We start from the raw sequence: 16,104 nt of genomic DNA, 5'->3' as shown, positions 1-16,104 counted from the left end.
CCCCGGCCCCGCCCCCGGCTAGGCTGACCCCCGCAAGCAGAGGAGACCGCGGATGCCCGACCACGCGACGCGCGGCAACAACCTCGACCGCGTCAGGCGGCACAACCTCTCGGCGATCCTCCGCCTCGTGCACCGCGGCGGCCCCCGCTCCCGCTCGCAGCTGACCCGCCTGACCGGCCTCAACCGCTCCACGATCGCGGCGCTGGTCGGCGAGCTGGTGGAGCTCGGCATCGTGCGCGAGCGCGAGCCCGCCACGCCGAACCAGGTCGGCCGGCCGAGCCCCGTCGTCGAGGCCGATCCCGGAGTCGTCGCGCTCGCCGTGAACCCCGAGATCGACGCCGTCACGGTCGCCGTGGTCGGGGTCGACGCCGTCGTCCGCCGCCGCATCCGCCGCTCCGCCTCCGTCCCCACCGCCGAGGCCGCGGCCCGTCTGGCGGCCGAGGCGGTCGCCGAGCTGCTGGCCGAGCTGCCCGAGGAGACGCGGACCGTCGGCATCGGCGTCGCGGTGCCCGGCCTCGTCCGCGACGCCGACGGCCTCGTCCGGGTCGGCCCGCACCTCGGCTGGGACGACGAGCCCTTCTCCCGCATGCTCGCGGACGCGACCGGCCTGCCCGTCCTCTCGGCGAACGACGCCAACCTCGGTGCGCTCGCCGAGAGCGTCCTCGGCGCCGGCCGCGACGTCTCGCACCTCGTCTACCTCAACGGCGGCGCGAGCGGAGTGGGCGCCGGCGTCATCGTCGGCAGCGCGCCTCTGCATGGCATCGACGGCTACGCGGGGGAGATCGGCCACACCCTCGTCAACAGCGCGGGCATCGACTGCCACTGCGGCGCCGTCGGCTGCCTCGAGACCGAGGTCGGCCGCGCCGAGCTGCTCACCGTGCTCGGCCTCGACGAGAGCGAGCGGCTGGAGGAGGCGCTCGCCGCCTCCGAGGACCCGGCCGTCCGCGCCGAGGTCGAGCGCCAGCTCGGGCACCTCGCGGTCGCCCTGCGCAACGTGATCAACGTGTTCAACCCGCAGCTCGTGGTGCTGGGCGGCTTCCTCGGGGCGCTGATCGGAGTCGCGCCGGGGTTCCTGGAGGAGCGCCTGGGCCGCGGCGGCCCCTTCCGGGTCGCACTCGACTCCGTGCGCATCGTGCGGACCGAGCTCGGCGCCGATCTGCTCATGCTGGGCGCCGCCGAGCTCGCCTTCGAGCGCCTGCTCGCCGACCCGCTCGGCACTCCGCTCCACCCGGTCTGATTCCTCGGCGGGCCGAGGGGTGGCGCCGCTGTCCGACACGTGATCGAATTGATTCGACCGAGCGGCGTGGAGCCGACGAGGTCCGCTCCCGAGCCGAGGACGACACCGGCCGCACCCCTCCCTCCCACCCCGCTGCGCCCTGCGCAGGAAGGCACTCCGTGTCCACTCCCGCCTCGACTCCGACCGGCTCCCTCCCCGTGCACCGCCACCCGGGCGACGCCCTGACGGCCCGCCAGCGCCTCGTCTACGTGATCGTCCTCGGCTCGCTGACCGCCCTCGGGCCGTTCACGATCGACCTCTACCTGCCGGCTTTCCCCGCGCTGCAGAGCGAGCTGAACGTGTCGGAGGCGGCGGTCCAGCTGACCCTCACCGGCACGACCCTCGGCTTCGCGCTCGGCCAGCTGGTCGTGGGCCCCTGGAGCGACGCGGTCGGCCGGCGCCTGCCGATCCTCCTGGCCACCTCGCTGCACGTGCTGGCCTGCGTCGGCGCGGCGCTCGCCCCCGAGATCGTCACCCTCGGCGTCTTCCGCTTCCTGATGGGGGCCGGCGCGGCGGCGGGCGGCGTGGTCGCGATGGCGATGGTCCGCGACCTCTTCGGCGGCCGCCCGCTGGTGCGGATGCTGTCCCGGCTCGCCCTGGTGTCGGGCCTCGCGCCCGTGCTCGCGCCGGTCATCGGCTCGCAGCTGCTGCTGATCATGGACTGGCGCGGGATCTTCGTCTTCCTCGCCGCCTACGGCGTGCTGGTCGTCGCGGCCGTCGGCCTGCTCGTCGTCGAGACCCGGCCCCGCGCCGCCCGACACGAGCGCGAGCACCGCTCGCTCGTGCAGCGCTACCGGGCCGTCCTCAGCGACCGTGTGTTCCTCGGAGTGGCGGTGATCGGGGGCATGACGTTCGCCGGCCTGTTCACCTACCTCTCCAGCTCCTCGTTCCTGTTCCAGGGCCTCTACGGATTCGACGCGCAGCAGTACGGGCTGCTCTTCGCCGTGAACTCGCTCGGCGTCGTCCTCGGCGTGCAGGCGTCCTCCTACCTCAGCCGGAGGATCGGGCCGCAGTGGATCCTCGCGATCACGACGCTGACGCTGTTCACCTCAGCCGGCCTGATCGCCCTCTTCGACGTGCTCGGGCTGGGGCTCTGGGGCACGCTCGTCCCGCTGTGGTTCTTCATCGCGTCGTGCGGCTTCAGCTTCCCGTGCGTGCAGGTCCTCGGCCTGGTCAACCACGGCCAGGAGGCGGGGACGGCCGCGTCGCTGCTCGGAGCGGTGAACTTCGGCACCGCCGGACTGCTGTCGCCGATCTCGGGGGTCTTCGGCGCCGGCTCGGCCGTGCCGATGGCCGTGGTGATGATGGCGACGGCGACCGTGTCGATCCTGGCGCTCTGGCTGATCGTCCGGCCGAGGAGCGTCCCGGCGCTGCAGGACTGAGCGCTCGGCTCCGGGTCCCGGCGGTCCGGCACGCCCCGCTCCTGCGGCTCCTCCCGGGCGTTCCGGCCCTCGCTGGATCCGCTCCCGAGCGCCGCTGCTACAGTCCCCTCCCATGTCCTCCCGCGACTCCTCCGCCCTGCTCGCCGAGCTCTCCGATCCCGACCGCGACGTCCGCCTCCGCGCGGCGATGACCCTGGGCGAGCTCGCCGAGCCCGCCACCGCCGAGCCCCTCGCCGCGCACCTGTGGGAGGAGCCGGACTTCTTCGTCCGCGACGTGCTCACCTGGTCGCTCGGCCGCCTCGGCTCCGCCGCCGTCCCCGTCGCGCGCGAGGCGCTCGGCCGCGAGCCCCGGGTGCGCACGCAGGCGCTGCACGTGCTCAGCAAGATCCTCGACCCGGCGACGCTCGACGACATCGCCCCGCTGGCCGCCGACTCCGAGCCCGCCGTCGCCGCGAAGGCCCGCTTCGCGCTGGGCCGCCTCGGCGACGCGCGCGCGCTGCCGGTCCTGCTCGGCCTGCTCGGCGACGACGACGCGGAGGCGCAGAACGTGCTCACCGACGTCCTCGCCTCCTTCGGCGCCGCGGCCGTCCCTGGTCTGGAGCAGGCCCTCCGCGAGGGGTCCGCGCCGGTCCGGCGTCACGCCGCCGCCGCGCTCGGCTACCTGGGCGACGACGCGCGTCCTGCCGTCGACGCGCTGGACGGGGCCGCCGGCAGCGACGACTCCGCGCTCGCGGTCTCGGCCGTGATGGCGCTCGGCTCGATCACCGGTCCCGACGCGGCCGCCGCCCTCGAACGGGCCTCCGCCTCGGACGACTCCCGCGTGAGCGCCGTCGCCGCGCGGCTCCTCGCGCGCTCCTCCGAGCCGACCCGGCTCGACGCCCTCCGCGCCGCCCGCCTGGCCCGCGCGGCCGGCTGAGCCGCGCCGCGAACCCCCGCGGGGGAAGGCCGGGCATCCGCACGGCCGGTCGGACCGTGCCACGAACCCGGCGCACGGACGCCGGGCTTCCGAACGGTCGGCCGCGCCGCCCCGCAACCCCCAGCGGGGGAACGCCGGGTGACGGCATCATGTCCGGATGGATCACCGCGACGACCGCCTGTCGACCGAGCCCGGAATCGCGCGCCCCGATGCCGTCCAGCGCGCGCGGATGCGCGAGCAGGTGCCGTCCGACGACGTCGCCGCCCGGCTGCTGACGAAGGAGGCGGCCCACCGGGTCTCCCGCCGCTGGCCGCTGATCTCCGCGTCGCTCGCGATCCTGCTCACGGTGCTCCTCGCCGTGCTGATCGCCTTCCGCCCCACGTCGGCCTTCCGCTTCGACGTGGAGTGGATGGACGAGATCGTCGAGCACCGCTCGCCGGTCTGGGACATCCCGGCCCTCGTCATGAACACGGTCGGAGCGGGGCTCGTCGGCACGACGCTCATCCCGCTCGGCATCGTCGCCGTGCTGCTGGTGTTCCGCAGGCGGTGGGCCGCGCTCTACTACGCGATCGCCGCGCTGGTCAGCGTGGGCGCCACCCAGCTCGTCAAGGAGCTGGTGGGACGCGCCCGCCCGGCCGACATGCTCGTCACCAGCGACTACGGCTCCTTCCCGTCCGGCCACACCGCCAACGCGGCGACGACGGCGATGGTGCTGGCCCTGGTGTTCCCGCTGCTGTGGGTCTGGATCGCGGGCTTCCTCTACACCGTGGCGATGATGGCGAGCCGCACCTACCTCGGCGCCCACTGGCTGAGCGACACCGTCGGCGGCCTGCTGCTCGGGATCGGCGTGGCGCTCGTGGTCTGGGCTCCGCTCGCCGGCCGCCTGCGCACCGAGGCCGAGCTCCCGCACCCGCCGATCTGGATCCGCCGCACCACCTGACCGGCGCAGTTCTCTTCGCGCGAGGGCTTCGAGACCCTCAGTATCGGCGCCCGAGGAGCGCGGAGGCTCGCCGATCAGCCGAAGGCGGCGAGGGAGTCGAGCTCGTTGAAGGTGTAGACGTGCAGGCCCGCGAGGCGGTCGCCCGCCGCCGCTTCCAGGCGCGCGACGAACGCGGACGGGTCGAAGCGGCGTCCGCGGAGGAGCCCGCCGGCCACCGAGGTGCTCCGCTTCAGGAAGCCGAGCGAGGAGCCCACTCCGATCCGCGCGCCCAGCGTCAGCAGCCGCGAGCGCTCGACCGGCCCCGGCACGCCCGCCCACAGATCGGCCGTGATCCCCGTCTCGCGGAGCCGATCGGCGTAGCGGACCACCGCGTCCACGTCGAAGCACATCTGCGTGACGATCGAGCGGATGAACGGAGCGCGCTCGCGCAGGTGCCGCTCGATGCTCTCGTCGGAGAGGTGCGGGTGGCCCTCGGGATAGCCTGCGATGTCCAGGGCCAGCCCGGGTGAGATCTCGCGGGCGTCGCGGATGAGCTCGAGGCTCGTGGAGTAGGTGCCGGCCGCCGAGGACGCGTCGCCCGAGATCACGAACGCCTCGTCGATCCCCGCCTCGCCCATCCGCCCGAGGACCCGCTCGAGTGCGGCGCGGCCCTCGACGTTCCGCGCCGCCAGGTGGGGCACCACGCGGAACCCGCGCCCGGCCAGCGCGACCGCGCAGTCCACGGTCCGCTCGGTCCCGTGCTTCGGCAGGCTCGTCACGGTCAGCGTCACCGCGGAGGGGTCCGGGAACGCTCGCGCGGCGCGCTCGCCGATGTCGTCGGCCGGGATGATCTCGAAGCGCGCGCGGGTCATCGGCCCAGCCTGCCACGCGGAGCCGGAGCGGTGCGGGTGGTGGCCGCGGCCGCACGAGTGTCGGAGGGGCGCCCTAGCCTGGAGCCGATCGCCGCCCGGTGGTCGCGGAAGGAGTCGCGTGTACCTGGAGTCCGGCCGCGTGGTCACGAGCCCCACCGACCTGTCGAACTGGGCGGCCTGCGAGTGGGCGGTCCTCCGCCGGTTCGACGCCCTGCTGGGCCGCGCCCCGCGCCTCGAGGCCGAGAGGGACGGGATGCTCGAGCGCACCGCGGTGCTCGGCGACGAGCACGAGCACCGCTTCCTCGCCGAGCTGAAGCGCACGCACGAGGTGCTCGAGTTCGAGCGCCCCGAGCCCGCCGGCTACCCCGCGGCGGCCGAGGCGGCCGTCGAGGCGATGCGCGCCGGGGTCGACGTGCTCTACCAGGCCACCTTCTTCGACGGCGAGTTCCTGGGCTTCTCGGACTTCCTCCTCCGCACCGTCGACGGCGCCTACGAGGTCTACGACACCAAGCTCGCCCGGCACGCCAAGATCCCGGCGCTGCTGCAGCTCGCCGCCTACGCCGAGCAGATGCAGGCCCGCGGCGTCCGCGCGGGGGAGCAGGTGCACCTCGTGCTCGGCGACGGCTCCGTCACCAGCCACGAGCTGGCCGTCGTCGCCCCGGTCCAGCGGGTGCAGCGCGCACGGCTCCGCGCCGTGCTCGCCGAGCGCCTCGCCGCCGTCGAGCCGCTGGCGTGGGGCGATCCGCGCTACCCCTCCTGCGGACGGTGCTCGGTCTGCGCGCCCGAGGTCCAGGCGCACCGCGATCCGATCCTCGTCGCCGGGATGCGGCTCGACCAGCGGGCGAAGCTCACGGCGGCCGGCGTCCTCACCCTCGACGCCCTCGCCGAGCACGACGGCCCCGTCCCCGGGCTGGGCGCGGGCACGCTCGAGGGCTTGCGCGCCCAGGCGCGGCTGCAGCTGCGATCGGAGTCCTCGCCGGTGCCGGCCGTCGAGGTGATCGACGCCTCCGTGCTCGCCGGGCTGCCCGCCCCCGATCCGGGGGACCTCTTCTTCGACTTCGAGGGCGACCCGCTCTACACCGAGGACAACCGCGAGTGGGGCCTCGACTACCTCTTCGGCATGGTCGACGACCAGGAGCGCTTCACCGCGCTCTGGGCGCACGACCTCGCGGCCGAGCGCCGGGCGCTCCTCGACTTCCTCGCGCTCCTGCGGGCGCGCCGGGCCGAGCACCCCCGGATGCACGTCTACCACTACGCCTCCTACGAGCGCAGCCACCTGCTCTCGCTCGCGCTCCGCCACGGGGTCGGCGAGGAGGAGGTCGACGCGCTCCTGCGCGACGGCGTCCTGGTCGACCTGTACCCGGTGGTGCGGCGGGCGCTCCGCGTGGGCTCGCGCAGCTACTCGCTCAAGAAGCTGGAGCCGCTCTACATGGGCGAGGAGGAGCGGGACGCGTCCGGCGTCACGAACGCCGCCGACAGCATCGAGATGTACGTGGAGGCGCGCGCCGCACAGAGGGCCGATCCTGCCGAGGGGCAGCGCGGGCTCGACCTCGTCGCCGAGTACAACGCCTACGACTGCCGCTCCACGCTCCGCCTGCGCGACTGGCTCCTGGAGCTCGCTCCGCCGCGCGAGGAGCTGCCGCCGCTGCTCGAGGTCGAGATCCCCGTGCCCCGCGAGCCGCACCCGGTCGCGGTCGCACTGCTGGCGCAGGTCGAGGGGATCGAGCCGCGCGAGCGCACGGCCGACCAGACCGCGCTCGCCCTCGCCGGCGCGGCGATCGACTACCACCGCCGCGAGGCCAAGACCTTCTGGCAGGAGCACTTCGACCGCCTCCGGCAGCCGCTGGACGAGTGGGCGGACACCCGCGACGTCGTGATGATCGACCGGGTCGAGGTCGTCCGCGACTGGGCGAAGCTCCCGCGCGCCCGCACGCAGTCGCGCGAGCTGCGGATCCTCGGCCGGCTCGCTCCCGGCAGTCGGCTCGGCACCGGCTCATCGCCGTACCTGGTCTACGAGGCCCCGGCGCCCCCTGGTGCACCCTCGCCCGGTCCCGGTCTGCGCGGCGCCTCCGAGCGCTCCGAGATCCTCGCGGTCGACGACGACGGGGAGCGGATCGTCCTGCTCCTCAAGGAGGGCCTGAAGGCGGGGGAGGATCCGCACGACGACGCTCCGGTCGCCCTCGCCCCCGCGCCGCCGCCGCGCGCCGCGCCCCAGCCCGAGGCGATCGCGGAGTGGGGCGGCGAGGTCCTCGACGCGCTGCCCGCGATGCTGGCCGACCCGGCGCTCGACGTCCTCCGCCGCGTGCCGCCGGGAGCCGTCGCTCCGGTGCAGGGCGACGACGTGATCGGCGCGGTCGTCACCACTCTGCTCGGACTCGACCGGGCGACCCTCGCGGTGCAGGGTCCGCCCGGCACCGGGAAGACCTACGTCGGCTCCCACGTGATCGCACGGCTGGTGAACGAGCACGGCTGGCGCATCGGCGTGGTCGGCCAGTCGCACTCGGTGGTCGAGAACGTGCTGAGCGCCGTCGTCGGCCGCGGCGTCGATCCCTCCCGCGTGGCGAAGGTGCCCAAGAACGGCACGCCGCCCGAGGCGCTCGAGGCGACGCCCTGGGCGCCGGTGAAGAACGCGGCGGCACTCACCGCGGTCCTCGAGGAGGGCGGCGGCTGCGTCATCGGCGGCACCGCCTGGACCTTCGCGAATCCGGTCACCGTGCCGCGCCGCTCGCTCGACCTCCTGGTGGTCGACGAGGCCGGGCAGTTCTCGCTCGCCCCGACGATCGCGTCGGCCGTCTCCGCCCAGCGGCTGCTCCTGCTCGGCGATCCGCAGCAGCTGCCCCAGGTGAGCCAGGGCGCGCACCCGGAGCCGGTCGACGAGTCGGCGCTCGGCTGGCTCGCCGACGGGCACGACGTCCTCCCGCCCGAATACGGCTACTTCCTCGCGCAGACCCACCGGATGCACCCGGCGCTCTCCGACGCCGTCTCCGAGCTCTCCTATGAGGGCGCGCTGCGGTCGCGGGCGCCGCAGGTGCGTCACCTCGAGGGGGTCGAGCCCGGCGTGCACTCCGTCCCGGTCGAGCACGCGGGCGACACCACCTCCTCGCCGGACGAGGCGAGGCGCGTCGTCGAGATCGCCCTCTCCCTCGTCGGCCGCGCCTGGACCGACGAGCACGGCGAGCGGACGCTGACCGCGGCCGACGTCATCGTCGTCGCGCCCTACAACGCCCAGGGCGGGCTCCTCCGCACCGCCCTCGACGCCGCGGGCCTCGAGGAGACGCCGGTCGGCACGGTCGACCTCTTCCAGGGCAGGGAGGCGGTGGTCGCCATCGTGTCGCTCGCCGCGTCCTCCGGGGCCGACGTCCCGCGCGGAATGGAGTTCCTCCTCCTGCCCAACCGCCTGAACGTCGCGGTCTCGCGCGCGAAGTGGGCGGCGTACCTGGTGCACTCGCCGGCGCTCGCCGCCTCGCTCCCGACCTCGCTGACCGGCCTCGGGCACCTCTCCGGCTTCCTCCGCCTGCTCGAGCGGGGGGAGCGGGCCGCCCCGTGACGGATCCGGTGGCCGGAAGGCGCGCTCCGCTCCGATTCCGTCGGTGCTCGGCATGGTGGACGACGCGATCCGTCGCTACGGTGTCCCCATGAGAATCCTCCTGGTCGGCGCCGGCGGCGTCGGCGACGCCTTCGCGAAGATCGTCGCGCGCCGCTCCTTCTTCGAGCAGATCATCGTCTGCGACTACGACCTCGCTCGCGCCGAGCGCACGGTCGCCTGGATCGCGGAGCGGCACGGTGCCGACGACCGCTTCGTCGCCGCGCGGATCGACGCCTCCGACGCCGAGAACGTCGAGACCGTCGCCCGCGCGCACGGGGCGACCCACGTGATGAACGCCGTCGAGCCGCGCTTCGTCCCGACGATCTTCGCCGGAGCGCTCGCCGCCGAGGCCGACTACCTCGACATGGCGATGAGCCTCTCGCTCCCGCACCCCGAGCGGCCCCACGAGCTGACGGGGCTCAAGCTCGGCGACGAGCAGTTCGCCGCGGCGGAGGAGTGGTCCTCCCGCGGCCGCCTCGCCCTGGTGGGCATGGGCGTGGAGCCGGGACTCTCCGACGTCTTCGCCCGCTACGCCTCCGACCACCTCTTCGACGAGATCGACGAGCTCGGAGTGCGCGACGGCGCGAACCTCGTCGTGCACGACGCGGACGGCCGCGAGATCTTCGCTCCGTCCTTCTCCATCTGGACCACGATCGAGGAGTGCCTGAACCCGCCGGTGGTGTTCGAGCGCGACCGCGGCTGGTACACCACCGCCCCCTTCTCGGAGCCGGAGGTGTTCGAGTTCCCCGAGGGCATCGGCCCGGTCGAGTGCGTGAACGTCGAGCACGAGGAGGTGCTGCTGATGCCGCGCTGGCTCGACGCGAAGAAGGTCACCTTCAAGTACGGCCTCGGCGAGCAGTTCATCGGCGTCCTGCGCACCCTCCACCTCCTCGGCCTCGACAGCACCGAGCCCCTGCGGGTCCGCTCGGCCGGCGGTCCCGTCGAGGTCTCGCCGCGCGACGTCGTCGCCGCCGCCCTGCCCGACCCCGCCGGCATCGGCCCGCGGATGACCGGCAGGACCTGCGCCGGCCTCTTCGTCTCGGGCACGAAGGACGGCGCGCGCCGCGAGGTGTACCTCTACCACGTGAGCGACAACGAGTGGACGATGGCCGAGTACGGCACCCAGTGCGTGGTCTGGCAGACGGCGCTCAACCCGGTGGTCGCGCTCGAGCTCCTCGCGACCGGCGTGTGGACCGGCGCCGGAGTGCTCGGGCCGGAGGCGTTCAGCGCCGACCCGTTCCTCGAGCTGATGGCCCGCCCCGAGGCCGACGGCGGGTACGGACAGTCCTGGCACGTCCGCGAGGACTGACCGGCGCCGCCGACCTAGGCTGAGCCCATGAGTGACGACGGGCTCGCCTCGGCGAGGGACGAGGCGCGCGCGGCCCTGGAGGCCGCCCGCCGACTGCAGGCGGAGGCCGCCGAGGCCCTGGCACGAGCGGAGGCGGCGGCCGCGGCGCTGAACGCGGCGGCCGGCCCGGAGGAGGCGGAGGCCGTCGCGGACGACGAGCGGCTGGTGGCGGCGTCGGGGAGCGGAGCGGAGCAGTCCGCTGCTCCCGTTGCCCCGGACGCCGTCGCTCCGGACGCCGTCGCTTCCGGTCCGATCGTTCCGGATGCAGATGCTCCGCCCACCCCCTCGGCGCCCGCCCCGGCCCCCGGTCCGCTCCCCGAGAGCGCCGTCGACGCCGTGCGCGCCGGGTACGCGTTCACCGGCCCGGCCCTCGAGCTCGGCGCCCTCGTCAACGGCGACGCGCGGATCGACGTGCCCGTCCGCATCCCGCTCGGCATGCTCAACCGGCACGGCCTCGTCGTCGGCGCGACCGGCACCGGCAAGACGAAGACGCTGCAGGTCCTCGCCGAGCAGCTCTCGGCCCACGGCGTCCCCGTCTTCGCTGCGGACATCAAGGGCGACCTCTCCGGCCTCGCCACTCCGGGCACCGCGACCGACGCGCTGCTCGCCCGCACCCGCGGCATCGGCCAGGACTGGCGGGCGGAGGCGGCCCCCGCCGAGTACTTCGCGCTCGGCGGCATCGGCACCGGCGTCCCCGTCCGCGCCACCGTGACGGGATTCGGCGCGCTGCTGCTCGCGAAGGTGCTCGGCCTCAACCACACGCAGGAGTCGAGCCTCGGCCTCGTCTTCCACTACGCCGAGAGCGCCGGTCTCCCGCTCGTCGACCTGTCCGACCTCCGCGCCGTGCTCACCTACCTCGTCGGCGACGAGGGCAAGGCGGAGCTCGCCGAGCTCGGCGGGCTGTCCAAGGCGACCGCCGGCGTGATCCTCCGCGAGCTGATCGCGTTCGCCGACCAGGGCGCCGACGTGTTCTTCGGCGAGCCCGAGATCGACACGGCCGAGTTCCTCCGCCTCGCCGCCGACGGGCGCGGCGTCGTCAGCCTCCTCGAGGTCCCCGGAGTCGCCGACCGGCCGGCTCTGTTCTCCACCTTCCTGATGTGGCTGCTCGCCGACCTCTTCAACGACCTGCCGGAGGTCGGCGACCTCGACAAGCCGAAGCTCGTCTTCTTCTTCGACGAGGCGCACCTGCTCTTCCGCGACGCGTCGAAGGACTTCCTCGCCGCGATCACCCAGACCGTGCGCCTCATCCGCTCCAAGGGCGTCGGCATCGTCTTCGTCACGCAGACCCCGAAGGATGTGCCGGGCGACGTCCTCGCCCAGCTCGGCTCCCGCGTGCAGCACCAGCTCCGCGCGCACACGCCGGACGACGCCAAGGCCCTCCGCGCCACCGTCTCGACCTACCCTGAGAGCGACTACGACCTCGGTGAGGTCCTCCAGGCGCTCCCCATCGGCGAGGCGATCGTGACGGTCATGAACGAGCGCGGCGCCCCGACCCCGGTCGCCTGGACGCGTCTCCGCGCCCCGCTCGGCTCGATGAAGCCCACCCCCGAGGCCGACCGCGAGGCGAGCGTCCAGAGGTCCCCGCTCCTCGCGCGCTACGGCACGCCCCTCGACCGCGACTCCGCCCGCGAGATCCTCACCCGCCGGCTCGACGCCGCCGCCGACGCCGAGGAGGCCCGCGCCGCCGCCGAGCAGCAGGCCGCCGACGACGCCCGCCGCGCCAAGGAGGACGCGCGTCGCGCCAAGGAGGAGACCGTGGACGCCGCCCGCCGTGCGAAGGAGCGGGCCGCCGCCGAGCGCGCCGCCGACCAGGCCGCCGAGCGCTCCCGACGGCGCACGGCACCGACCTCCCGCGGGACCCGCAGCGCCCGCCGCGACAAGACGGTCGTCGAGGAGGTGCTGGGCTCGAGCGCCGGCAGGACGCTGCTGCGCGAGGTGGTCCGCGGGATCTTCGGGACCGCCCGACGGCGTTGACGCGACCCGGGCCGCTCGGGGAGACGAGGCGCTAACGGGAGCGTGTTAGCGTCGGTAGCATGAGTGAGAGCGGGACGACGCGGGAGCGGATCCTCCGAGCGACGGTCGAGCTGCTGGCGGACGGCGGGCGGGACGCGGTGTCGACGCGGGCGATCAGCGCGGCGGCGGGGGTGCAGGCCCCTACGATCTACCGGACGTTCGGCGACCTGCGCGGGCTGCTCGACTCGGCCGCGGCAGCCGGATTCGCCACGGCCCTCGCCGACTTCGAGCGGAGCGAGGCGCCGGCCGACCCGGTCGACGCGCTCCGTGCCGCCTGGGATCACCACGTCGCCTTCGGACTCGCCGAACCGCACCTCTACGCGCTGATGTTCACCGCGCGGCCGGGGGAGGAGTCGGAGGCGGCGCGCCTGTCCCGCGGCGTCCTCCTCGACGCGGTCCGGGCCGTCGCCGAAGCCGGCCGCCTCACCGTCGACGTCGAGCGTGCCTCCCGCCTGCTCCAGTCGGCCGCGCTCGGCTGCACCCTCACGCTGACCGCCCTCGCCGACCCCGACGACGAGCTCTCGTCCCGCTCGCGCGAGTCCGTCCTCGCGGCGATCACCACGGCGGAGGCGGGCCCCACCGATCCCGCCGCCCGTGCGGTCGTCGCGCACGCCGTCGCCCTGCGGACGGCGCTGCCGCAGATCGAGCCCCTCAGCGCGGGGGAGCGGCTCCTGCTCGACGAATGGCTCGAGCGCATCGCCGACTGACGGTCGGCGTCGCCGGAGGGTCCGTATCGCCGCCCTGTCGTCCGCGTTGTCGTAATACGGATGGCGACGGGCACGATCCGGGACCGGCACCTACGGTCGGACCATGTCGCGAACCATAGCCGAACTCTTCTTCCGCCCCGTCTGCACCGCCTGCTCGGCCCCGCTCGTCGCCCGCCGTGGCGCGTTCTGCTCCGACTCCTGCGCGCGGACGAACCACCTCTACGGCTGATCCCGCACGCCCGGCGCGCGCCGAACGATCGGCGGCGCCTGCTCGGCGCGACGTCGTCGTGCACCGGCGGCGCAAACCCGGCGATGCTTGAGTGGGCCGCTCCGATCGACGCCTTCACCGGTCGACCGGGCTCCGACGATCGGCCGCACCGGTTAAACAAAACGGTGCCCGTGCTGGCGAGAGCAACGGACACCGTTCGCGGAGGATGGGGGATTCGAACCCCCGAGGGCTTTCACCCAACACGCTTTCCAAGCGTGCGCCATAGGCCACTAGGCGAATCCTCCTGGCACGACCTGAGCCGCGACTCATCGATACTAGCCGGTGTCGGAGGCTCCCGCTGACCACGACCCCGACACGCCCCGCTCTCCTCGGCCGCCGTCGTCGGTTAGACTGTCACCCGGCTCCCCGCGTGGCGCCATCCAGGCCAACTCCCCCAGGGCGGAAACGCAGCAAGGGTAACCGGGCTCTGGCGGGTGCGCGGGGGGTCTTCTTCCGTTAATCGGCAGTTTCTTTCAAGGGCCGCTCGTCCGCAGGGCCGCCGGTCTGACGGGGCCGCCTGCTCCGCCGCCCGGCGTCCGCGCCACCGCACTGCCGGCTTGCACCGCTCGAGGAAGCTCCTCCACAGCAGCGCCGCATGCACGCCCTCCCATCCCTGGCCTCTACTCAGCCAGGCGGAGGGACCCCCTCGGTAGGCTGGATCCGATGGTTCAGAGCATCTACATCTCGTCCGCCGAAGGTCATTCGGGCAAGTCCACGGTCGCCCTCGGCGTCCTCGATGCGCTCAGCAGCCAGGTGCAGCGGGTCGGCGTCTTCCGCCCGATCGCCCGCTCCACCTCCGAGCCGGACTACGTGCTCGAGATGCTGCTCGGCCACTCCGACTCGGGCCTCGCCTACGAGGACTGCATCGGCGTCACCTACGAGGACGTCCACGCCGACGGTGAGGCGGCGCTCTCGCGGATCGTCGAGAGGTACAAGGGCGTCGAGGCCCGGTGCGACGCCGTCGTCATCCTCGGCTCCGACTACACGGACGTCGGCAGCCCCACCGAGCTCGGCTACAACGCCCGCATCGCCGCCAACCTCGGCGCTCCGGTCCTGCTCGTCCTCACCGGCCGGGACTCGTCCCGCAGCGAGCAGCTGGGCCAGGCTCCCGCGCGCACGCCGGAGGAGATGCGCCAGATCACGGAGCTCGCCTCGGTCGAGCTGCGCACGGCCCACGCGAGCCTCATCGGAGTGATCGCGAACCGCGCCGATCCCGACACCGCCGCCGACGCCGTCGCCGCGATCCGCGAGAGCATCCCCGCCACCGTCCCGGTCTGGGCGATCCGCGAGGATCCGTTCCTCGTCGCTCCGAGCCTGTCCCGCCTGGTCGAGGCGGTCGACGGCGTCGTCGTCGCGGGCGATCCGGAGCTGCTCGGTCGCGAGGCGCTCGGCGTGGTGATCGCCGGCATGTCGATGGTGAACGTCCTGCCGCGGCTCACCGAGGGCGGCGTCGTGATCGTCCCCGGCGACCGGCCCGAGGTCGTCCTCGCCGTGATCATGGCGTACGCCTCCGGTACGTTCCCCACGGTCACCGGCATCATCCTCAACGGCGGCTTCGAGCTGCCGGAGCCGATCGTCCGGCTGATCGAGGGCGTCGACAGCCGCGTGCCGATCGTGATGACCGAGCTCGGCACCTACGACACCGCCGTCCGCGTGACCGCGGCCCGCGGCCGCCTGGCGGCCGACTCCCCGCGCAAGCGCGACACCTCCCTCGCCCTCTTCCAGGAGGCGGTCGACGCGGTCGAGCTGCTCACCCTCCTCGACGTCGGCCGGTCCGAGGTCGTCACGCCGCTGATGTTCGAGTACGGGCTGATCGAGCGCGCGCGCATCGCCGACCGCCACATCGTCCTGCCCGAGGGCGGCGACGACCGGATCCTCCGTGCCGCCGCGACCGTGCTCAAGCGCGGCATCGCCCGGCTCACGATCCTCGGCGAGGAGGCCGAGATCCGCGCCCGTGCGGCGGGCCTCGGCCTCGACCTCGACGGCGCGCGCGTGCTGAGCACCCTCGACCCCGAGCACCGCGCGCGCTTCGCCGAGGAGTACGCCCGCATCCGCGCGCACAAGGGCATCACCTACGACCACGCCTACGACACCGTCACGGACGTCTCCTACTTCGGCACGATGATGGTGCAGCTCGGCCTGGCCGACGGGATGGTCTCGGGAGCCGCGCACACGACCGCGCACACCATCCGCCCCGGCTTCGAGATCATCAAGACGAGCCCGGGCGTCTCCGTCGTCTCGAGCGTGTTCCTGATGGCGCTCGCCGACCGCGTGCTGGTCTACGGCGACTGCGCGGTGAACCCCGACCCCACCGAGGCGCAGCTCGCCGACATCGCGATCTCGTCCGCCGAGACCGCCCAGCAGTTCGGGATCGACCCCCGCATCGCGATGCTCTCCTACTCCACGGGCGAGAGCGGAGCCGGCGCCGACGTCGAGAAGGTCCGCGCGGCGACGGCTCTGGTGCGCGAGCGCCGGCCCGACCTGCTCGTCGAGGGCCCGATCCAGTACGACGCGGCGGCCGACGCGGCGGTCGCGGCCTCGAAGATGCCCGGCTCCCAGGTCGCCGGGCGCGCGACGGTGTTCATCTTCCCCGACCTCAACACGGGCAACAACACCTACAAGGCCGTGCAGCGCTCGGCCGGCGCCGTCGCCATCGGACCGGTCCTCCAGGGTCTGCGCAAGCCGGTCAACGACCTCTCGCGCGGCGCGCTCGTGCAGGACATCGTCAACACCGTCGCGATCACGGCCATCCAGGCCGCCACCCAGGCCATCGTCCCGCCCACCGCCGCCATCCCCGTGGTGCGCTAGCGGCGACCC

At 74.0% G+C, this 16,104-nt stretch carries 11 protein-coding genes, 1 tRNA gene and 1 other RNA gene; 11 read left to right on the top strand and 2 right to left on the bottom strand.

What is annotated here, in order from left to right:
- Positions 1 to 52 precede the first annotated feature (52 nt).
- The 4 genes from C5C39_RS16415 to C5C39_RS16400 all read left to right on the top strand — a co-directional run bounded on the left by C5C39_RS16415 (position 53) and on the right by C5C39_RS16400 (position 4,514).
- Complete coding sequence (locus C5C39_RS16415) at positions 53 to 1,237, top strand: ROK family transcriptional regulator (RefSeq protein ID WP_104353889.1); 1,185 nt, start codon at positions 53 to 55, stop codon at positions 1,235 to 1,237.
- 158 nt (positions 1,238 to 1,395) lie between these two features.
- The gene (locus C5C39_RS16410; RefSeq protein WP_104353888.1) at positions 1,396 to 2,658 is read left to right on the top strand and encodes a multidrug effflux MFS transporter; all 1,263 of its coding nucleotides are present in this window, start codon (positions 1,396 to 1,398) and stop codon (positions 2,656 to 2,658) included.
- 112 nt (positions 2,659 to 2,770) lie between these two features.
- The gene (locus tag C5C39_RS16405; protein ID WP_104353887.1) at positions 2,771 to 3,574 is read left to right on the top strand and encodes a HEAT repeat domain-containing protein; all 804 of its coding nucleotides are present in this window, start codon (positions 2,771 to 2,773) and stop codon (positions 3,572 to 3,574) included.
- A gap of 157 nt (positions 3,575 to 3,731) precedes the next feature.
- Positions 3,732 to 4,514, top strand: a complete 783-nt coding sequence (locus C5C39_RS16400; RefSeq protein WP_244229597.1) for a phosphatase PAP2 family protein — start codon at positions 3,732 to 3,734, stop codon at positions 4,512 to 4,514.
- 74 nt (positions 4,515 to 4,588) lie between these two features.
- Here the strand turns inward: C5C39_RS16400 and C5C39_RS16395 are convergent, their stop codons facing one another.
- Positions 4,589 to 5,365, bottom strand: a complete 777-nt coding sequence (locus C5C39_RS16395; protein ID WP_104351874.1) for a methylenetetrahydrofolate reductase — start codon at positions 5,363 to 5,365, stop codon at positions 4,589 to 4,591.
- Positions 5,366 to 5,483: 118 nt separating this feature from the next.
- Here C5C39_RS16395 and C5C39_RS16390 point away from each other — a divergent pair, with 118 nt between their 5' ends.
- From C5C39_RS16390 to C5C39_RS17915, 5 genes are all read left to right on the top strand, one after another.
- Positions 5,484 to 8,912, top strand: a complete 3,429-nt coding sequence (locus C5C39_RS16390) for a bifunctional RecB family nuclease/DEAD/DEAH box helicase (protein ID WP_104353886.1) — start codon at positions 5,484 to 5,486, stop codon at positions 8,910 to 8,912.
- Between the two features lie 88 nt (positions 8,913 to 9,000).
- Complete coding sequence (locus C5C39_RS16385; RefSeq protein ID WP_104353890.1) at positions 9,001 to 10,260, top strand: saccharopine dehydrogenase family protein; 1,260 nt, start codon at positions 9,001 to 9,003, stop codon at positions 10,258 to 10,260.
- Positions 10,261 to 10,287: 27 nt separating this feature from the next.
- Positions 10,288 to 12,273: a helicase HerA-like domain-containing protein gene (locus C5C39_RS16380; protein WP_104353885.1), complete on the top strand. Its 1,986-nt coding sequence runs from the start codon at positions 10,288 to 10,290 to the stop codon at positions 12,271 to 12,273.
- Between the two features lie 59 nt (positions 12,274 to 12,332).
- Positions 12,333 to 13,019: a TetR/AcrR family transcriptional regulator gene (locus tag C5C39_RS16375; protein ID WP_104227474.1), complete on the top strand. Its 687-nt coding sequence runs from the start codon at positions 12,333 to 12,335 to the stop codon at positions 13,017 to 13,019.
- Between the two features lie 103 nt (positions 13,020 to 13,122).
- Positions 13,123 to 13,248, top strand: coding sequence for a hypothetical protein (locus C5C39_RS17915; RefSeq protein ID WP_258068488.1), 126 nt, complete (start codon positions 13,123 to 13,125; stop codon positions 13,246 to 13,248).
- Positions 13,249 to 13,447: 199 nt separating this feature from the next.
- On the opposite strand, the gene C5C39_RS16370 is transcribed toward C5C39_RS17915, so the two are convergent.
- Positions 13,448 to 13,532: transfer RNA gene (locus C5C39_RS16370), tRNA-Ser, on the bottom strand.
- Between the two features lie 112 nt (positions 13,533 to 13,644).
- Between C5C39_RS16370 and ffs the strand changes: the two genes are divergently transcribed.
- Both ffs and pta read left to right on the top strand, forming a co-directional pair.
- Positions 13,645 to 13,741, top strand: an RNA gene (ffs, locus tag C5C39_RS16365) — signal recognition particle sRNA small type.
- A 209-nt stretch (positions 13,742 to 13,950) separates the two neighbouring features.
- On the top strand, positions 13,951 to 16,095 hold the full coding sequence (gene pta / locus C5C39_RS16360) for a phosphate acetyltransferase (RefSeq protein ID WP_104227473.1): 2,145 nt from the start codon (positions 13,951 to 13,953) through the stop codon (positions 16,093 to 16,095).
- Positions 16,096 to 16,104: the final 9 nt, after the last annotated feature.

It is taken from the genome of Rathayibacter sp. AY1F3 (assembly GCF_002931975.1).
Lineage (GTDB): Bacteria > Actinomycetota > Actinomycetes > Actinomycetales > Microbacteriaceae > Rathayibacter.
This window is presented reverse-complemented; position numbering and strand designations above follow the sequence as displayed.